We start from the raw sequence: 17,704 nt of genomic DNA on the forward strand, positions 1-17,704 counted from the left end.
CTCTCCTTAGACGGTTCTTGTTGGCGCATCCGACCGGGGGCCTTCCCCAAGCCTGGTCCAGTACTGCTCGTCGAAACGATCCAATGCATCGATGGGCGACATGCCCTCGGCCCACGCTTCGGCCATAGCCGCGCGGACGTCTTCCACCCGGTCGAACCCCTCGCCGACCAGGACGCCGTACAGCGCGTACGTCACCTGGTCGCGATCGGTTTCCAGCCCCCACTCCTTGGCGCCGCGACCGATCAGGTGGGCGACACGCGTCACCAGGTCCGCGTCGACCACGGCATGGCCCATGTCCTGCAACACATCGAGCGTGCGATTGACGTGCTCGGCCTGGAAAAGGCTGCGGACCTGCAGCGAGTCGAACTGCCAGCCGTTGCTTTCGGACACGTGGCTCGCGGCCGACTCGCTGCGCGCGATGCTGCGCAGGCTGCCGTCGCGCGCCAGCCATGACCACGAGCGCGCGGGGCCAAGCAAGGCATCCACCTGCGCGGGCTTCAACGACGCCTGCAGCAGATCGAGCACGCGCGGATCCCAGAAGCGCAGCAGCTTCATCTCCTGTCCGACGCGAAGTCGCGCGCGTTCGGCCAGGTGCGCGGCCAGCACGCCGGGCGCAGCGTCGGTGACCACCCAGCCGCAGATCGAGCGGCCTTGCGGCTTTTCCTCATCGCCGCGCATCGCCTGTCGCAGGCTGGCGGCAAGCGAACGGTCGATCACGTCGTCCCGACCAAAGTCGCCCAGCGGCAACAGGTACGGGAACTGCGCGGCCTTCATTTCGGGGTGGCGAACGGCAATCGCCACGGCCGCGCTTCGCGCGGTCTCGGCCTGAAACGGGTCGCCCAGCACCGGATCGATCACCGCATGCAACGATTGCCCGTGGCCGACGAGCGCCAGCAGGCGCTCGTACGACGCCGCGAGCGCCGCCGCCGCCGCCGCCGTTGCTGACTCAGACAAGTCCAGCTCCACCCTGGGCGGCATTCTGCATCTTGAAATCGCAGCCCTTGTAGCTGGCAGAGGGCAGCTCGACCTTCGCCGCGCTCGCGCTCTTCGGCCCGGTCCACTCCTTCTTGCTGGCCTTGAACTCGATGGTGCCCGGCGCGCCCAGTTCGATGTTGCCGCCCTCGAGTTTCAGGTAGGCGCCGGCCGCGGTGACCAGCACGTGTTTGCTGGGGGCGGCGATGCTGACGTCGGCCTCGGTGCTGGACAGGGTGACGTTGAGCTGCGCGGCAACGCGGGCGATTTCCTTGTGCGCGCGGGCGCTGACCGCGCCTTGTGCGGCGTGCAGGGCGATGCCGCGCTCCTGGTTGGGCTTGCCCGCGGGCGCCTCGCCGCCCTGGGTGAACAGCACGATGCCGCCGGCCGCTGCGTGCACCGTCTCGCCCTGGCTCAGCCACTGCAGGTCGCCGTCGGCGGCCAGCAGGGTCTGTGTGCCCGATACCCACACCTGGTCGGCCGGGGTCACGCTGACCAGACCGGCCGGGCTGCTGGCGACGATGGCCGAGCTGGACCAGCCGGGCACCTCGCCGTCGCCACCGCCGATGCCGTCGCCGGGGGCGCTGCCGCTCTGCGTGGCCTTGAGGGTTTCGGCCGTGGTCGCCAGGGTGGTCTGCACCGGCAGGTCGCCGCTGTCGTCGGGGAGCCCCGCGGTCTGCGCGCTGGCCGCCCCGGCCAGTGACTGCACCAGCTGCGTCGACTTGCCCAGCTGCGATTGTGCGCCGCTGGCGGCCATCTGCTCGCGGCCGGGCTCGGTGCTGATCAACAGCCCGGCGCCGGCGCGCAGCGCGCCGCTCGCCCGCGTCGCCAGTTCGGCACCGAAGCCGCGCTCGGCCCCGCGCAGGTTGTCTTCGCCGCCCTTGAGGTGGCCCAGGTTGAGTTCGCTGTCGTGCTGGGTGGTGGTGGCCTGGGCGCGGCCCTGGCCGGGCGTGTCGTCCAGGCGCAACTGCTGGTAGCCGCCGCTGCCGCCCTGGCTGTCGGCCAGCGCCTGGCTCTTGAAACCGGTGAACACCGGCGCGTGCGCGTTGCCGTCGAACCACGCGGCCGCGTTGCCGGTGGCACCGGCGGCCCCGCCGGCCACCCGGTTGTGCGCGGCGTCGGTTTGGCCGCGACCGTTGTAGACCGCGCCGATCACCACCGGCCGGTCGATGTCGCCTTCCAGGAACGCGACCAGCACTTCCTGGCCCTTGCGCGGCAGCAGCACGCCGCCCCAGTTGTCGCCGGCCCACGGCGTGGCCACGCGTACCCAGGTCCAGGCCGCGTCGTTGCCCGGCGCGTTGTCGTCGCCGGCCGGGTGCGATTGGCGGTTGCTGGCGTCGCCGCCGCGCTGCCAGGCGAACTGCACCTTGAGGCGGTGGTCGCGATCGGTCTGCAGTGGCGTGCCGTCGCTGACCACGATCGCGGTCTGGGTGCCGTGCACGGTCGGCTTGGGGTGCCGTCGCAGGCCGTGGCCGTCGACGGTCTGCGGCCGGTACGGCACCGCCGCGGGCAGCGCGTCGAAGGCGTTGCGGTAGAAATCGGTGGCGGTGGCGGTGTCGAGATGGATCGCGGTGTCCGACAGGCCCTCGTCGGCCGGCGCCGCGCCGCCGAACACCTCGCCCAGCGGCAGCGTCGGCAAGGCGACCAGGCCCAGTTGCGCCTCGACCTGTTCGAACACCTCCGCGCCGAGGTTGTTGCGTGCGCGGTGTTGCACGCGCAGGCAGTGGAACGCCGCGCCCTCGTGGTTGGGATGCTGGCGCAGCACGAAGCGCGCGCCGGGCGCGAGCACGCGCCAGCTGCCGCCGCCGTGCACGCTGTCGGCGGCGACCTGCAGCGCTTCGAGCTGCTGGCGCGCGTAACGCGCGCCGGTGGCCGCGTCGGGCCAGGCGTACGGGCCGGCGGTGTCGACGTCGGCAATGGCCACGCCGCCGTGTTGGGTGCCCTCGGCTTCGCTCGGACGCAGGCCGCGGCTGCGGTAGTCCCAGCTGGCGCGTTGCAGGCGCGTGGTCTGCCAGCGCCGCGTGGACGACCAGTGCTGGATGCTGTCGCTGCGCTCGGTGGCATCGCTGCGGTGGAAACGCACTGCACCGGCATCGACGAACGCGTCGTTGTGGTCGGCCAGTACCAGGGTGTGTGTGCCCAGGCTCTCGCCGCCGGTGTCGCCGCGGTGCTCGAACCAGTAGCCGATGCCCTCCTCGGCCAGCACGCGCTCGACGAACGCCAGGTCGCTCTCCTGGTACTGCGTGGTCAGGCTGCGCTTGCGGTACACCGACTGGTCGGCCAGCTCCCAGCGCCAGGCCGGCGCCAGCTTGCCGGCATCGGCGTAGTCGGCAAACACCGACTCGACGATCTCGACCACCGTCATGTCCTGGAACACGTAGCTGTCGATGCGCTGGCGGGCGAACGCGAGCCACGGCTCCAGCACCAGCCGGTAGCGCGCCAGGCCGCCGTTGCTGCCCAGTCGCTCGAAGCGGGTGACGTGCGCGTGGAACGGCCGCAGCTGCGTGCGCGACGCGTCGGTCAGCAGCTCCAGCAGCACCGGCTGGCCCAGCAGCTGCGTCAGGTCGATGTGGGCATCGACCGACAGCGCCGTCAGCTCAAGGCGAAAGCCGGCCTCGGCGTGCGCTCCGGGCGACAGCGACTCGACGCCATCCAGCGTCTCGGCGACCAGCACCTCGGGACCCAGCGGCGTATGCAGCCGCAGCAGGCGTTCGTTCTGTACCGGACCACCGACCATCGCGGTCAGCACCGTGGCGAGGACATCCATGGCATTCGCCTCCTGAAAAACCGTTCCGTCATGGCGAAGGCCCATCGGGGTCTTCGCGAATCGTTCGTACCTGCGCCCTGTCACGCTGACAGGCGGATGGCCGGAACCCTACGGCTCCGGCGCTCCGCCCACCGCGAATCACGCCGTGATGGCGATCACGTGCAGCCCCGGCTGTTCACGGCAACGCAGGTGGTAGCCCCTGCCGCCGACCGACAACGTGATGTGCGCGTTCGGGTCGGCGCCGCGTTCCGCGTCGCCCTTGCCACCGCTGTGCACGGTCGCGCCGATCCGCCACGGCGTGCTGGCCAGCTGGCGCAGCAGGGCATTGGCATCGGTGCGGGCCGGCGCCGCGGCATCTTCCAGCAGCTTGATCACGTGCTCCGGGCCAAGCTTCTGCCACACGCGCACGCCCAGGCCATCGGGCTGGTACTGGCGCGACCACTTGTCGCTGCAGTTTCGGATCACCTTCTCGCGTAACTGTCCGTTCATGGTGGAGCTCCTTGTTGTCGATGCGGGCCGCGCTCGCGCGGCAGGGGGTGATGCGGTGGTGGCGCCGTGACTCAGTTGATCTTGTACTTGAACGCGCCGTTCTTGCCGGCCGTCACCTTAATCTTCTCGATTCGGCCGCCCTCGGCCATGCGCGCGAGCACAGATTCGGCAATTTCCGGCAGAAGCGTGCCGTTGAGGATGTGGTCGACGTTGCGCGCGCCCGAGTCGACCTCGGTGCAGCGGGCCAGCACGGCCTCGACCAGGCCTTCATCCCACTCGAACGCGGCCTTGTGGTTGGCGCGGATGCGATCGCGGATCCGGCCGAGCTTGAGCTCGATGATGCGCACCAGCGTTTCGTCGGCGATCGGGTAGTACGGAACCACCTTGAGGCGACCGAGGAACGCCGGCTTGAACGACTTCAGCATCACCGGGCGCAGCGCGTCGGCCAGCTCGGCCGCCGCCGGGATTTCCTCGGCCGGCTTGTTGAGCGCGGCCTGCATGATCTGCGGCGATCCAATGTTGCTGGTCAGGATGATGAGCGTGTTACGGAAGTCGATCTCGCGGCCTTCGGCATCATCCATCATGCCCTTGTCGAACACCTGGAAGAACATCTCCAGCACGTCCGGGTGGGCCTTCTCGACCTCGTCCAGCAGCACCACCGAATACGGGTTGCGACGCACGGCTTCGGTCAGCACGCCGCCTTCGCCATAGCCGACGTAGCCCGGCGGCGAGCCCTTGAGGCCGGACACGCTGTGCGCCTCCTGGTACTCGCTCATGTTGATCGTGATCAGCTTGCGCTCGCCGCCGTAGAGGATGTCGGCCAGCGCGAGCGCGGTCTCGGTCTTGCCGGTACCCGAAGGGCCCACGAACATGAAGACGCCGCGCGGCTTGTTCGGGTCCTCGAGCTTGGCGCTGGCGGTGCGCACGCGTTGTGCGACGGCGTCGAGCGCGTGGTCCTGGCCGATCACGCGCTCGCCCAGCAGCGGGCTGAGGCTGCGCACGACACGGATCTCGTCCTTGACCATCCGGCCCAGCGGGACGCCGGTCCAGGCGCTGACGATCTCGGCGACCACGGTGCCGTCCACCTGCAGCGGGACCATCGGCGTTTCGCCCTGCAGCGCGCGCAGCTCGGCAAGCAGCAGGTCCAGTTCGGCGAGCTTGGGGCTCAGCGCGCTGCTGCCGGCCTTGGCCTTGGCTGCCTTGCCTTTGGTGGTCTTGGGCGGCGCGGCAACGGCGACGTCGCCCTCTGCATCGGCGCCGCCCGCATCGGACGCGTCGCTGGTGGCGTCGGCGTTGCCCTTGTCGGCATTCTGGGCAGCCGCCGCATCGGCTTCGAGCCCGGCGCGCAGCGCCTGGATCTTCTGCGCGATTTCGGTTTCCTGCTTGAGCCGCTTCTCGTTGTCGGCCAGTACCTGGCGCGCCTGGACCTGCTGTTCGGCCAGCTCGGCCAGGCGTTCACCGTGCTTGGCGCCGCCGGCGGTTTCGCGGTTCAGCGCGGCCAGCTCGACCTCCAGGCGCTCCAGGTGCCGGGTGGTTTCCTCGATGATCGCCGGGGTGGCGCTTTGCCCGAGAGCCACCTTGGCGCACGCGGTATCGAGCACGCTGACCGCCTTGTCCGGCAGCTGACGCCCGCTGATGTAGCGGTGCGAGAGGCGCACGGCCTCGGTGATGGCCTCGTCCATCACGCGGATGCCGAAGTGCTTTTCCATCAGCGGCACCATGCCGCGCAGCATCGCCGCGCACAGCACCTCGGTGGGTTCCTCGACCTTGACCACCTGGAAGCGGCGGGCCAACGCGGCGTCCTTCTCGAAGTACTTCTTGTACTCGCCCCACGTGGTGGCGGCGATGGTGCGCAGCTCGCCGCGCGCAAGCGCGGGTTTGAGCAGGTTGGCCGCGTCGTTCTGGCCGGCCTGACCGCCGGCGCCGATCATGGTGTGCGCCTCGTCGATGAACAGCACGATCGGGTGCGGGCTCTTCTTGACCTCGTCGATGACGTTCTTCAGGCGGTTCTCGAACTCGCCCTTGACGCTCGCGCCGGCCTGCAGCAGACCCATGTCGAGCGTGTGCAGCTCAACGCCCTGCAGCACCTGCGGCACGTCCTTCTCGGCGATGCGCAGCGCCAGGCCCTCGACCACGGCGGTCTTGCCGACGCCGGCTTCGCCGGTGAGGATCGGGTTGTTCTGGCGGCGACGCATCAGGATGTCGACGATCTGGCGGATCTCGGCATCGCGACCGATCACCGGGTCGACGTGGCCGTCGCGCGCGCGCTGGGTGAGGTTGGTGGTGAACTGGTCCAGCGCCGGCGTCTTGGACAGGCCGTTCTTGGCCGCGTCGGCATTGTCGGCGGCGTCGCCCTCGGCCGATGAATCGGTATTGCCGGCATCGGCGAAGCGCACGTCACCGGCCTCCTGCGAGCCCTCGGTGAGCTTGGCGAAGTTGTGCTTGAGTTCGTCGCGCTTGATCCGCGCGAACTGCGCCGAACCGCGATACGCCAGCTGCGACAGGTCCGGCTCGGTCAGCATCGCCAGCAACAGGTGGCCGCTGCGGATGCGCGTGGTCTGCGAGTCGAGCGAGGCGATCAGCCACGCGTGCTCGAACAGGGTCGGCAGGTGGGGCGAGAACACCGGCGTGCGCGTGTTGCCGTTCTTGAAGTTGCCGATCTCGCGTTCGAGGTCCTGGCGCAGGCTTTCGGGCTTGACGCCGCAGCGCTGCGCGATCAGCGCCAGGTCACTCTTGGGCTGCTCGAGCAACGCCAGGAACAGGTGTTCGAGGTCCACCTCGTAGTGGCCACGCGCCATGCACAGGTTGGCGGCGCGCTCGGCGGAGCTGCGGCAGGTGTCGTTGAGCTTTCCGATCAGGGTCTTGAGGTTGATGCTCATGCGGCGCGGCTCTGCGGTGGGTGTCTGGTGGATGGGAGGGCGGCGGTGCGTGGGTGGCGTGGGCGGTGATGTCTTGCCCGTGTCATTGCAGGGTGTGGATGCCGTAGCGGGTGTCCGACCGCGGCGTCTCCGATGGACGCGAACACACGTAGCTGTCCCAGCCCAGTCGTGCGCCGCCACCGGCGCCCATGCGGATGCCGGTCACGTGCTCGGCCTTGAGCGTCAGGCGCACTTCGTACTCGAGGCAGGCGCCGGTCAGCAGGGTCAGCCACTTGGCCAACGCCTTTGCCGCGGAGCCGCCGGGCAGGAAGTCGTGGAAGTGGCCGCGGTCCAGCGGTCCGATCCACAGTCGCATGCGCAGGTCGCGCTGCCAGACGCGCTCGCCGGCCAGTGCGGTGGAACCCAGCTGCGCGTTGCCCACGCCAAGACGGGTTCGCTGCGCGCCGGGTACCGCGTACCAGGCACCGACGAACTGCTCGATGCGCACGCTGACATTGAAGTAATCCGACAGGATGCGCTGCAGCAGCACCGCCGATACCGGGTGCTGGCGTATCGCACCGGCGTAGTGCGCGATGGCCTGGTCGAACACGTCGCCTTCGCCATCGACCATGCGCCGACGCAGCGACTGCATGCCAACGCCCGACAGCGACAGCACCAGCGGCAGGAAGCGCTCGTTGTTGTCCAGCTCGTACTGCAGCGCCAGCCGGTGCTTCTTCCACGCGGCGTAGTGCAGTGCCACCGCACGGTTGGTGAACACGTCCAGGAACGCGCGCGCGGCGCGGTCTCGGTGGTAGGTCTCGCGCTCGGACAGACGCTCGGTGTAGTGCAGCGGCAACACGCCGCCCGCACCCAGCAAGCCCATGAACGCCGGTGTGATGTGAACCTCGCCGAGGTCCTCCATGGTCACCGCGTGCTCGATCGCGGCACTGCGGTCCAGGGCCATGCCGTCGCTGGCGAATGCCTGCGCCGATTCGATCTCGCTGGGCGCGAAGCCAAGCGACATCGAGTTCATGAAGCGCACCTTGCGCGGCACCACGTCTTCGACGCGATGGCCCTGGCGCACGAACAACCGCTCGAGGATCCGAAGCGCCTGGAAGAACTGGAAGCGCTGGGGTTCGGCGAGCAGCTGCTGCGCTACACCAGGATCGACTCGCCGCTTCGCGGTGCGCATCGGACGATTTCCTCGCCGCTGTCGGACGACAGCAAGACCAGTTGGGTGAAGCTGTTGGCGTGCACGTACAGGCCGAAGAAATGGTCGAGTACGCGGGTGAAGGCGGCGATGCCGGCGCCGACGAAACTGTTTTCCTCGATGGTCAGGCGGATCTCGACGCCGCGCACGACGCTGGCGAAGTGCTTGCCGGGCAACCATGCCGTTGTCGGCACGTGCTCGAGACCGACGATGCCGTCGATCTGCCGGCTGGTCACCGCCGAGCGGGCCATGTCGTACAGACGCAGCATTTCCTTGAGCGCGGGCAGGCCGCTCTGGGTCAACGACAGGTGGTTCAACGACAGGTGCGAGATCAGGCGCCAGTGGGCGCCGCGGCCGCGATCGAATCGCAGCGGCTTGCTGGGCTTGCGCAGCAGCGAAATCGTGCGCGCGACGCCGCCACCCTCCAGCGTGAGGTCGCCGCCCTGCACGCCGTAGGCCAGCATGTTGGGCAGGTCGCGGTTGCTGCAGGTGAGTTCGATGCTGGCCACGTCGGTCTGCGGCAGCACCGGGTTGAAGTCGAGATCGACGAACGACAGCTCGGTCTCGAAGCCCGGGCTGTGGCGCGCGACGTCTTCGTCCCGATGTGCGACCCAGTAGTGGCCGGTCTGGTCGGGCGTCTCGCCGTGGTGCAACGAGTAGAACGGACGGAACTCGGTGATCTGTTCGCCCTGCGGGGTTTGCCGCACGCGACGCACCGAGTCGATCGAGTACACCTCGTAGGCGAACGCCCGACGCGCGTCGGCCACCACCGGGTAGGTCGCGGCGCGGTGCGTCACGCGGATCGGCTCGCCGTGCTGGGCGAAAAGATTGACCACCGGCGTGCAGCCCAGCAGCACGTTGTCGCGGGTCAGGCCCTCCAGCACGCGGGTGGTCGGCGAGTCCGGCGGCTGCGATGCCAGCACCAGGTGCACGGTGAAGGACGCACCCGCGTGCGCGCGCAGCGCGTGCAGGTCGAGATCGAAGAATCCGAACTTCTCGGGGAACGCGAACAACTCGGTCAGCAACCGGTAGGCCGGGTGCGAGCGCTCGGGGAAATCGATCAGCGACTCGTCTTCGCGGAAACCGGTCTGCTGCAGTGGGTTTTTGTCGAGACGATGCCAGCGGTGCGTGCCGGTGACCTCGACAAAGGCCGCGCGCACGCCGAGGGCGAGCGTGTCGCGCAACGCCGAGCAGAACGAGGGTTCGCCATCGGTGAACAGACGCAAGGTCTCCAGACCCAGCGCAGCGGGCGAGATGTGGTCGCCGAGCAGTTCGAACGACAGCGAGATCTGGCCACCGACGCCCTGCGGCAAGCTGACGGCCATGGGCGCTTCGGCGATCGACTTGAAGGTCGCCGCGTTCAGGCGGATCGGCGCCAGCACCACGTCGTAGCAGCTGCGGAACCGGCAGCTGACGCCGCGCACGCTGCGCGAGTGCAGCAGCGTGTCGCGCTCGAGGGTGACCGGCGCGCTGAGCTTGGCCAGGCCGTTGCCCATGTCGAATCGCGCAATCGAGCACGACGGGAACGGGCGCAGGTAATGCGGGTAAAGCACCTCGAGCAGTGCTTCGGTGAACTCGGGGTAGTCGTCCTCGACCTTCTTGTTGACGCGCGCGCTGAGCAGCGCGAACGACTCGATCAGACGTTCGACATGTGGGTCCTGGCTGCCATCGCCCGACAGCAGCAGGCGCCCGGCGATCTTGGGGTAACGCTCAGCAAATTCGCGGCCGTAACGGCGCAGGTACGCAAGCTCGCGCTCGTAGTACGGGAGCAGATCTTCCATCGCTCAGGCGCCTCCGTGGAGCCGGCTGGCATTGGTGCACGCGTCGCGCATGTTCAGGCCACCGCCGCGGTACGGCGCAGGCGACTCACCGAGTACTGCAAGGTGCTCGGCTGCAGCAGCGCATCGAAACTGATTGGCTCGCGTGCAGGCTGCACGTCGAGCAGGGCGTGGATCGAGAAGTGCAGGCCGCCGATGCTGCGCGCATTGGGCTCCAGCGACACACGCACGTTGTGCAGGCGCGCTTCGTGGCGCGCGATCGACTGCTCCAGCGAGCGACAGATCGCTGCGCGGTCGTAGCCGTTGGAAAGGCTCATGGTCGAGAAGTCGCGCAGTCCGTAAGTCATCAACGACTTCTGGCAGTGCGGGAAGGCCTTGAGCGATTCCTCGGAGAATGCGGCGCGGCTGTTGAGCAGACCTTCGAGGTCGCGCGCCACCGATTCCTTGTACTGGTCGAGCGAGATCGACTTGAACAAACCCGTAGCCGCACGGGCACGCGGTTCGTCGTCGAACAGTTTCTCGAGCAGGCTGGGTTCGAATCCTTTCATGCTTCCATTCCGCCGTGGGGTCGGCGACCAGGGGTGCGGGCAGGTGAACGTCCTGCGCACCGATGAGCGCCCGAAGGCAGGACCCGCGGGGCGGAATCCGGGATTGCGACGCAGCGCCGTGACGGCATGCCGCGACCAGCCCTGCGATCCGCACAACGACAGCCGGGAGCAGCATCGGCTGTTGGCAACGGCACCGGCACCCGCCGACGTCCTTGCCACCGCCCGGCCACTCGCCACGCAAGGGCCGCGAACGCGGTGGCGGCCTCGGCCGCCACCGCATCGACTACAACATCAAACCGCGAGCTGCGGGGTGTTCTTGGTGTTGCTCCACTGGGCAATGGTCTTGCCGCCGATTCCACCTTCCGGCTTCTGCTGCGTGTACGACCACTTGATCGCACCGAAGCTCAGCTGGACGGACTCGGACGGCATGCCGTCGTGGCCCATGGTGGTGTTGACGCGGTGCACGAGCACGTTCAGCAGTTCGATCGTGTAGTAATTGATCGCCTTGCCGTCCTTGTCGGCGCGCATGAACTGGATCTGCGCCTTCGGGAAGGTCGTGCCGCCGGCACAGGCCTGGAACAACGCGGTCGAAGCGAGATCGATACGCTTGTTGATCTCGATCGGGCTCATTTCAACGCGGGCAGCGGTCGTGCCGCCGGCGCTCGACGCGGTGGCCGAACGCGGCTGCAGGACGTCCTGATTGAAGGACTCGATTTCGATCCAGTCCTTGTGCTCGGAGTCCTTGGACTCGCCCTTGATGGTGTCGATGCTCAGAAAGGCATGCTGCATGATCTGGTTTCCTTTGTTCCGTTCTTCCGTGAGATTGAGTGCCGGGTCGTGCCCGGCGTCGGTTTACAGCCAGCCTGCCGCGATGGAGGTGCGGACAGGCCGGGGTCTGCGCCCCTTCGGTGTTGCGTTACTTCTTGGAACCTGCCGGGAGTTCGGCAACCAGACGCAACGAGACCGAAAGCTCGTCGAGCTGGAAGTGCGGACGGAGGAAGGCCACTGCCCGATACACACCGGGCTTGCCTGGCACTTCCGAAACCTGCACTGAGGCCTCTCGCAGCGGGTATTGCGCTTTCGCTTCCTGCGTAGCGTTGTCGTCCAACAGCACGTACTGGGCAATCCACCGGTTGAGGAAATCCTCGACGTTCCCTGCCGAGGCGAAGCTGCCGATCTTCTCCCGCATCATCGCCTTGAGGTAATGGGCGACGCGCGACACGGCAAAAATGTACTGAAGCTGGGCCGACAGCACGGCGTTGGCGTTGGCTGCGTCAGTGTTGTACTTCTTGGCCTTCTGCGCCGACTGTGCGCCGAAGAACGCGGCATAGTCGGTGTTCTTGCAGTGGACCAGCGGAATGAAGCCGAGGTCGCTGAGCTCCTTCTCGCGGCGATCGGTGATCGCCACTTCGGTCGGGCACTTCAGTGCGACTTCGCCATCGTCGGTACGGAAGGTGTGGGTCGGCAGTTCCTCGACCAGGCCACCGCCTTCAACGCCGCGGATGGCGGCGCACCAGCCAAAGTCCTCGAACGCGCGCGTCAGGCGTGCGCCGAAGGCATAGGCGGTGTTGCACCACAGGTACTTGGAGTGGTCGGCGCCGTCGACGTCCTCGACGAAGTTGAAGCCTTCGACCGTGGTGCCGTCCTTCGGGTTGTACGGCAGGCGGCCGAGGAAGCGCGGCAGCGTCAGGCCGACGTAGCGGCTGTCCTCGGAGTCGCGGAACGACTTCCACTTGGCGTACTCGACGGTGTCGAACACCTTGGCCAGATCGCGCGGCTTGCCCAGCTCGGTGAAGCTTTCCAGGCCGAACATCTCGTTGCTGGCCGCGGCGATGAACGGCGCGTGCGCCGCAGCGGCGACGTGCGACATCTGCTCGACGAAGTAAAGGTCCTCGGGCTGGCGGCCGATGTTGTAGTCGCCGATCAGCGCGCCGAACGGCGAACCACCGAACGTGCCGAACTCTTCCTCGTAGACCTTCTTGAACAGCGCGCTCTGATCGAAGTCGATCGCCGACTTGAAGTCCTTGACGAGGTCCTTCTGGTTCGCGTTCAGCACCTTGATCTTGATCTGCGTGCCGGTCGACGTCTGGCCGCACAAGTAGTGCAGGCCGCGCCAGGTGCCTTCGAGCTTCTGGAACTCGGCGTGGTGCATGACCGCGGTGAGCTGCTCGGAAATCATCCGGTCCAGCTCGGCGACGCGCGCGTCGAGGGTCAGGTTGAGATTGTCCGAGACCACCACGGTGCCTTCCAGCACCTCGCGCGCGAGCTCGGAGATGATGTCCTTGGCACGCTTGTGCTCGGCGTCGGACTTGGCGACCTTGCTCTGCTCGACGATCTGGTCGAGCAGGCCGACCTCGGCCAACCCACCGGCGGCCATTGGTGCCCTTGCTGCCTCTCCGTTCATCGTCGCTTACTCCTGGTCAGCCTGGCCGAGCTTCTTGAGCTGCTCGGTGTTGTTGAGCACGTCGGTCAGCAGGTCTTCGAGCTTCTCGTTGCCGGCCAGCTTGTTGCGCAGATCGGCGAGCTTGGAGCGCGCTTCGAGCAGCTTGCGCAGTGGCTCGACCTGCTGCACCACGGACTCGGGACGGAAGTCCTCGATCGAGTTGAACTTGAGCTCGACGGCGAATTCGCCACCCTGGTCACTGAGCTTGTTGGGCACGCGGTAGACGGTGCGCGGCGCCATGCCTTCCATGACTTCGTCGAAATTGTCGAGATCGACATTGACGAACTTGCGGTCCTTGATGCGCGGCAGCTGCTGCTCGGGATTGCCGCTGAAGTCGCCGAGAACGCCGACCACGAACGGGATTTCCTTCTGCTCGATCGCGTCACCCTTTTCCACGTCGTAGGTGAGCTGAACGCGCGGCGGGCGCACTTTCTGCAGGCGCTTCTGGATGCTTTCCTTCTTGGACATCACATCGTCTCCCTGACGATAGGCGGGACGGGCGGCGGCAACGCGGCCACCGCCTGGAACTCAACGGAACGGGTTTTCGTCGCTCGGCTTGGCCTGCGGCTGCGGCTGCGGCTGCGGGCGGGCGGCCGGGCGGCCGCAACGCGAACCGCGGCACGGAGCCGGCGTGGAGGAGGCGCGGGACGGGGATTCGCCCATCGTCGAACGCAGTGCGGAAGCCAGCTGTTCGGCTTCCTTGCGGGCGGTGTCGGAGGTGGCGAGCGCGCCGTTGGCCTGCAGGCGCTGCAGCGACTGCACGGCGACGCGAAGGCCGCTGACGGTCAGAACGCTGTCGGCGACGAGGTCGGCCGGATCACGGCGCAGGACTTCCTCGGCGGCGGTGATCGCGCGGCCGTAGTTGCCGGCATCGAAGGCCAGCTGGGCGCTGCGCACCCACGGCTCTTTGTTGGTCGGATCGGCCTTGGCGGCCTCATTGAATGCAGCCAGCGCCGGCTCGACGCGCCCTGCGCTGACCTCGGATTCGGCCTGGCCGATCAACTGGGAGTAGTTGCCGCCGCCCTTCTTGGGGTTGGACACGCAGGCGGTCAGGCTCACCAGCAAGGTGGCCGCCACCAGGCAACGGACGACGACGAAAGACGGGTACTGCTTCATGCGAATTCACTCTCCCTGTGTGAGCCGCATGGGGCGATGCGGACCCAATCCCTGTGGAATGTCAGATCATGACACTTGTTAGCACCCAGAGCCGATATAGTAGCCTTTAATACCGTCGTCAAGGTGACATCACGGCGACGGCATTCTTACCGGATCGGCCGAACCTGCTTGACCCGCAAGTCCGGACAACCCGAAACAGGGGGCGCAAGCCCGATGGAGCGACGCACTATGGACAGCCCCGGCAAAGTGACCAATTGTGGCACCCAAGGCCTCCGGACCCGCCGTCGCGCGGCGGCGACGGCATTGCTGGCGGTTCTGGCAGCCGTGGCGCTTGGCGGTTGCGCCAGTGGCGGCGGGGTCGGCAAGGCGGTCGGCAAGACCCTCGAGGCGATGGGCCTGAAGGCGCCGGTGGCTCCCACGCCGCAACCGGTTTCGGTGCCGCTGCGGCTGTACGCCGGCGAGAACCTCAACGCCGGCACCGGTGCCCGCCCGCTGGCCCTGGTGGTGCGGGTGTACCAGCTGCGCAACATGCAGCAGTTCGAGCAGACCCCGTTCGATGCGTTCCTCGACGAGGAGCGCGAACGCGCCGCGCTGGGCAGCGACCTGGTGCGCGTCACCGAGGTGCTGCTGCGCCCCGGCCAGCGCCACGAGATGATCGAGGACGTGGCCGCGGACGCGCGCAGCGTGGGCGTGGTGGCACTGTTCCGCACGCCGGCATCGAGCCGTTGGCGCTTCAGTTTCGACGCCCGCCAGGCCGCGAAGCAGGACGGCATCACCGTCGGCCTGCACGCCTGCGCCCTGACCACGTCGAGCGTCGCGCTGCAGACCCCGATTTCCGGCGATTCGCACGGCCTGGCGGCGGTCAATTGCGCCAGCACCCGACGCTGAGCGATGCCCGTCATCGCCAGCCGGTCGAGCCGGCGCCCGCAGCCCGGCAACCCTTTCCGCTTCGTCACGATGATGGATCGCGTGCGCGCCGTCCGTCGGATGTCGCCTTGCGCGAACATCGGCGAAGCACCACCGCAACAGCTGGAATGAACGCAGCGAGGCAAGCGTGAGTCGGATGTCCAAGGTTTTCTGGGGCGAGGGACTGTTCCTGCGCCCGCAACACTTCCAGCGCCAGGACGCGTACCACGAGGCGCGCCTGCAGGATCTCGCCGCCACCGTGCACCCTTACGCCTGGGGCGTGCGGTTGGCGCGCTTCGATCTGGCCGGGTTGGCCAACGGCACCTTGCGTGCGCAGCAGCTGTCGGCGGTGTTTCCCGATGGCGAGGCGTACTCGGCGCCGGGCGACGACGAGTTGCCCGAAGCACTGTCGCTGGCCAACCTTCCGGCCGGCGTGCAGTCGACCACGATCCACCTGGCACTGCCGTTGCTGAAGGATTACGGCGGCAACTGCGGTGGCGAAGGCAGCGGCGCGACGCGTTACATGCAGCACAACCGCAACACGCCCGATCTCTACACCGACGCGGGCGAAGCGGAGATGTCGTTCCTGCGCAAGACCGTGCGCCTGCTCACCGACGACGAACCGCGCGATCCGTACGTGACCGTACCGGTCGCACGCGTCCGGCGCACCGCCACGGGCGGCTTCGAGTTCGACGAAGCCTTCCTGGCCCCCAGCATCACCATCGCCTCGTCGCCGCTGCTGCAGCTCGAGTTGCGGCGCCTGCTGGACTCGCTGCAGGCCAAGACCGACGCGCTGTATGGCCTGCATCGCGAACCGTCGCAGTCGGTGATCGAGTTCCGCTCGGGCGATATCGCCTCGTTCTGGCTGCTGCACACCACCAACTCGGCATTCGCCGCGCTGTCCCACCTGTTCCGGCATCCGGGCCTGCATCCCGAACGCCTGCACCAGGAACTGCTGCGCCTGGCCGGCTCGCTGCTCACCTTCTCCAAGATCTACTCGCTGGCCGACCTGCCCACCTACCAGCACGGCAGCCCGGAGTCGGGCTTTGTGAGGCTGTTCGAGATCATCCGCGAGCTCATCGACACCGTGATCTCGGCGCGTTACTTCGCCATCGCGCTCAGCGAGGTCAAGCCGTCGTTCCACCTGGGTCGCCTCGACTCGCAACGCATCGATGAAGGCTCGGCGTTCTACCTGGGCGTCGCCGCCGACCTGCCCGGCCCCGAGCTGGTGCAGACGGTGCCGGTGCGCTTCAAGGTCGGCGCGCCGGACGATGTCGAGAAGTGCGTGCTGTCGGCGCTGCCGGGCGTGAAGCTGACCCATGCCGCGCAGGTGCCCGCGGCGATCCCGGTGCGTCCGGGCAGCTACTACTTCGCGATCGAACCGCGTGGGCCGCTGTACGAACGCATGCTCAAGTCGCAGTCGCTGATGATCTACGTGCCCAGCGGCGTGCGTGACCTCAAGCTCGAACTGATCGCGCTCACCCCATGAAGAAGCCACGGCCATGAACTATCCCAATCCCCCCGTGCCACAGGGCATGCCGTCGCTGACACCGGACCAGCAGTCCGGCAACCCGGCCGCCGGCACCGCGCCGGCGCGAAGCCTGCTCGACCTGATGGCCGACGGCTTCTACCTGCTGATGCTGCTCAAGCGCGGCCAGTTGCCGAGCAGCGAAAGCACGTTCGTCGAATCGATCCAGCGCCTGCTGGAAACCGTCGAGCGCGGCGCGGTCAAGCTCGGCGTGTCTTCCGAAGACGTGTACGCGGCGAAGTACGCGTTCTGCGCAGCGGTCGACGAAGCGATGCTGTCCCAGCCCTCGCCGTTGCGCGAGGACTGGGAGCGCAACCCGTTGCAGCTGCGCCTGTTTGGCGAGCACCTCGCCGGCGAACATTTCTTCGATCGCCTCGAACAACTCCGCTCGCAGGGCGCACCGCGACTGGCATCGCTCGAGGTCTACCACTACTGCCTGCTGCTGGGCTTCGAAGGCAAGTACCGTCTCGAAGGTCCGGAGAAGCTGGGCTACCTCACGGCGCGCCTCGGCGACGAGATCGCCTACCTCAAGGGCCGCCGCGCGCCGTTCGCGCCGCACTGGGCGCCGCCGGATCGCATCGCCCATGCACTGCGCCGGGTGGTGCCGTTGTGGGCACCGCTGGCGCTGTTCGCCGGTGTCGCCACGCTGTGCTACTTCGGCATGAGCGCGATGCTCCAACGCAACACCGATCGTCAACTGGCCGGTTATAGCGACGTGGTGCAGATGCCGGCGCGCACCGCGCACCTGACCATCACACTGCCCTGATCAGAAAGACCCCGCGGATATGGATATCCACGATTTTGCAGCCGCCACTGGCGGCTGGCTTGGCTTGTTGTCGCAACACGAACGCCTGATCGAGATCGACAGCGCGCTCGACGGTGCGCTGGTGGTCGAACGCTTCCGCGGCCACGAAGCAATCTGCGCCGACTACCGCTTCGACATCGACTGCCTGTCGCCGTCGGCCACACTCGACCTGGACGCCCTGGTCGCGCAGCCCGTCGCGTTGCGCCTGCGCGATGCCGACGGCGGCCACCGCCACTGGCACGGCTGGTGCACGCACGCCGCCGCGCTGGGCAGCGACGGCGGCT

The 17,704-nt window shown here is 67.7% G+C and carries 15 protein-coding genes; 4 read left to right on the plus strand and 11 right to left on the minus strand.

Annotation, left to right across the window (positions count from 1 at the left end; translation table 11 throughout):
- Positions 1-6: 6 nt before the first annotated feature.
- The 11 genes from EER27_RS14665 to EER27_RS14715 all read right to left on the minus strand — a co-directional run bounded on the left by EER27_RS14665 (position 7) and on the right by EER27_RS14715 (position 14,181).
- Positions 7-954 (minus strand): DUF4123 domain-containing protein, encoded by a 948-nt coding sequence (locus tag EER27_RS14665; RefSeq protein WP_190285822.1) that lies wholly within the window; start codon positions 952-954, stop codon positions 7-9.
- Entirely contained in the window at positions 947-3,739 is a 2,793-nt protein-coding gene (locus EER27_RS14670) for a type VI secretion system Vgr family protein (protein ID WP_123088886.1), read from the minus strand. Before EER27_RS14670 ends, EER27_RS14665 begins: the two co-directional genes overlap by 8 nt.
- Before the next feature lie 138 nt (positions 3,740-3,877).
- The gene (locus tag EER27_RS14675) at positions 3,878-4,228 is read right to left on the minus strand and encodes a hypothetical protein (RefSeq protein WP_123088887.1); all 351 of its coding nucleotides are present in this window, start codon (positions 4,226-4,228) and stop codon (positions 3,878-3,880) included.
- A 71-nt stretch (positions 4,229-4,299) separates the two neighbouring features.
- Complete coding sequence (gene tssH, locus EER27_RS14680; protein ID WP_123088888.1) at positions 4,300-7,107, minus strand: type VI secretion system ATPase TssH; 2,808 nt, start codon at positions 7,105-7,107, stop codon at positions 4,300-4,302.
- Positions 7,108-7,189: 82 nt separating this feature from the next.
- A complete protein-coding gene (tssG, locus tag EER27_RS14685; RefSeq protein WP_123088889.1) occupies positions 7,190-8,278 on the minus strand; it encodes a type VI secretion system baseplate subunit TssG in 1,089 nt (362 codons plus the stop codon).
- Complete coding sequence (gene tssF / locus EER27_RS14690) at positions 8,242-10,077, minus strand: type VI secretion system baseplate subunit TssF (RefSeq protein WP_123088890.1); 1,836 nt, start codon at positions 10,075-10,077, stop codon at positions 8,242-8,244. Before tssF ends, tssG begins: the two co-directional genes overlap by 37 nt.
- A 53-nt stretch (positions 10,078-10,130) precedes the next feature.
- Positions 10,131-10,622 (minus strand): type VI secretion system baseplate subunit TssE, encoded by a 492-nt coding sequence (gene tssE / locus EER27_RS14695; protein ID WP_123088891.1) that lies wholly within the window; start codon positions 10,620-10,622, stop codon positions 10,131-10,133.
- Positions 10,623-10,913: 291 nt separating this feature from the next.
- Positions 10,914-11,411, minus strand: coding sequence for an Hcp family type VI secretion system effector (locus EER27_RS14700; protein WP_123088892.1), 498 nt, complete (start codon positions 11,409-11,411; stop codon positions 10,914-10,916).
- Positions 11,412-11,538: 127 nt separating this feature from the next.
- Positions 11,539-13,026 (minus strand): type VI secretion system contractile sheath large subunit, encoded by a 1,488-nt coding sequence (tssC, locus tag EER27_RS14705; protein ID WP_123088893.1) that lies wholly within the window; start codon positions 13,024-13,026, stop codon positions 11,539-11,541.
- A 6-nt stretch (positions 13,027-13,032) separates the two neighbouring features.
- Positions 13,033-13,533 carry a type VI secretion system contractile sheath small subunit gene (gene tssB, locus EER27_RS14710; protein ID WP_123088894.1) on the minus strand — a complete coding sequence of 167 codons (501 nt, stop codon included), beginning with the start codon at positions 13,531-13,533 and terminating at the stop codon, positions 13,033-13,035.
- Positions 13,534-13,593: 60 nt separating this feature from the next.
- Positions 13,594-14,181, minus strand: a complete 588-nt coding sequence (locus EER27_RS14715; protein ID WP_190285823.1) for a tetratricopeptide repeat protein — start codon at positions 14,179-14,181, stop codon at positions 13,594-13,596.
- A gap of 213 nt (positions 14,182-14,394) precedes the next feature.
- Here EER27_RS14715 and tssJ point away from each other — a divergent pair, with 213 nt between their 5' ends.
- The 4 genes from tssJ to EER27_RS14735 form a co-directional block, all read left to right on the plus strand.
- Complete coding sequence (gene tssJ, locus EER27_RS14720) at positions 14,395-15,069, plus strand: type VI secretion system lipoprotein TssJ (RefSeq protein WP_223807361.1); 675 nt, start codon at positions 14,395-14,397, stop codon at positions 15,067-15,069.
- Between the two features lie 175 nt (positions 15,070-15,244).
- Positions 15,245-16,576: a type VI secretion system baseplate subunit TssK gene (tssK, locus tag EER27_RS14725; RefSeq protein ID WP_123088897.1), complete on the plus strand. Its 1,332-nt coding sequence runs from the start codon at positions 15,245-15,247 to the stop codon at positions 16,574-16,576.
- Between the two features lie 13 nt (positions 16,577-16,589).
- Positions 16,590-17,381, plus strand: a complete 792-nt coding sequence (gene icmH / locus EER27_RS14730; RefSeq protein WP_123088898.1) for a type IVB secretion system protein IcmH/DotU — start codon at positions 16,590-16,592, stop codon at positions 17,379-17,381.
- A 19-nt stretch (positions 17,382-17,400) separates the two neighbouring features.
- Positions 17,401-17,704: contractile injection system protein, VgrG/Pvc8 family (locus EER27_RS14735; RefSeq protein WP_263316941.1), on the plus strand; the 304-nt coding region annotated here is incomplete at its 3' end.

The sequence above is a fragment of the Montanilutibacter psychrotolerans genome (genome assembly GCF_003719825.1).
GTDB classification, from domain to species: domain Bacteria; phylum Pseudomonadota; class Gammaproteobacteria; order Xanthomonadales; family Xanthomonadaceae; genus Montanilutibacter; species Montanilutibacter psychrotolerans.

What these genes read in the sequence shown, in the direction of transcription:
- tssH (WP_123088888.1), bottom strand. Translation starts at nt 7,107, where the DNA reads ATGAGCATCAACCTCAAGACCCTGATCGGAAAGCTCAACGACACCTGC.
- EER27_RS14675 (WP_123088887.1), bottom strand. Translation starts at nt 4,228, where the DNA reads ATGAACGGACAGTTACGCGAGAAGGTGATCCGAAACTGCAGCGACAAG.
- tssC (WP_123088893.1), bottom strand. Translation starts at nt 13,026, where the DNA reads ATGAACGGAGAGGCAGCAAGGGCACCAATGGCCGCCGGTGGGTTGGCC.
- tssB (WP_123088894.1), bottom strand. Translation starts at nt 13,533, where the DNA reads ATGTCCAAGAAGGAAAGCATCCAGAAGCGCCTGCAGAAAGTGCGCCCG.
- tssF (WP_123088890.1), bottom strand. Translation starts at nt 10,077, where the DNA reads ATGGAAGATCTGCTCCCGTACTACGAGCGCGAGCTTGCGTACCTGCGC.
- tssG (WP_123088889.1), bottom strand. Translation starts at nt 8,278, where the DNA reads ATGCGCACCGCGAAGCGGCGAGTCGATCCTGGTGTAGCGCAGCAGCTG.
- tssJ (WP_223807361.1), top strand. Translation starts at nt 14,395, where the DNA reads ATGGAGCGACGCACTATGGACAGCCCCGGCAAAGTGACCAATTGTGGC.
- tssE (WP_123088891.1), bottom strand. Translation starts at nt 10,622, where the DNA reads ATGAAAGGATTCGAACCCAGCCTGCTCGAGAAACTGTTCGACGACGAA.
- EER27_RS14700 (WP_123088892.1), bottom strand. Translation starts at nt 11,411, where the DNA reads ATGCAGCATGCCTTTCTGAGCATCGACACCATCAAGGGCGAGTCCAAG.
- EER27_RS14715 (WP_190285823.1), bottom strand. Translation starts at nt 14,181, where the DNA reads ATGAAGCAGTACCCGTCTTTCGTCGTCGTCCGTTGCCTGGTGGCGGCC.
- EER27_RS14670 (WP_123088886.1), bottom strand. Translation starts at nt 3,739, where the DNA reads ATGGATGTCCTCGCCACGGTGCTGACCGCGATGGTCGGTGGTCCGGTA.
- icmH (WP_123088898.1), top strand. Translation starts at nt 16,590, where the DNA reads ATGAACTATCCCAATCCCCCCGTGCCACAGGGCATGCCGTCGCTGACA.
- tssK (WP_123088897.1), top strand. Translation starts at nt 15,245, where the DNA reads ATGTCCAAGGTTTTCTGGGGCGAGGGACTGTTCCTGCGCCCGCAACAC.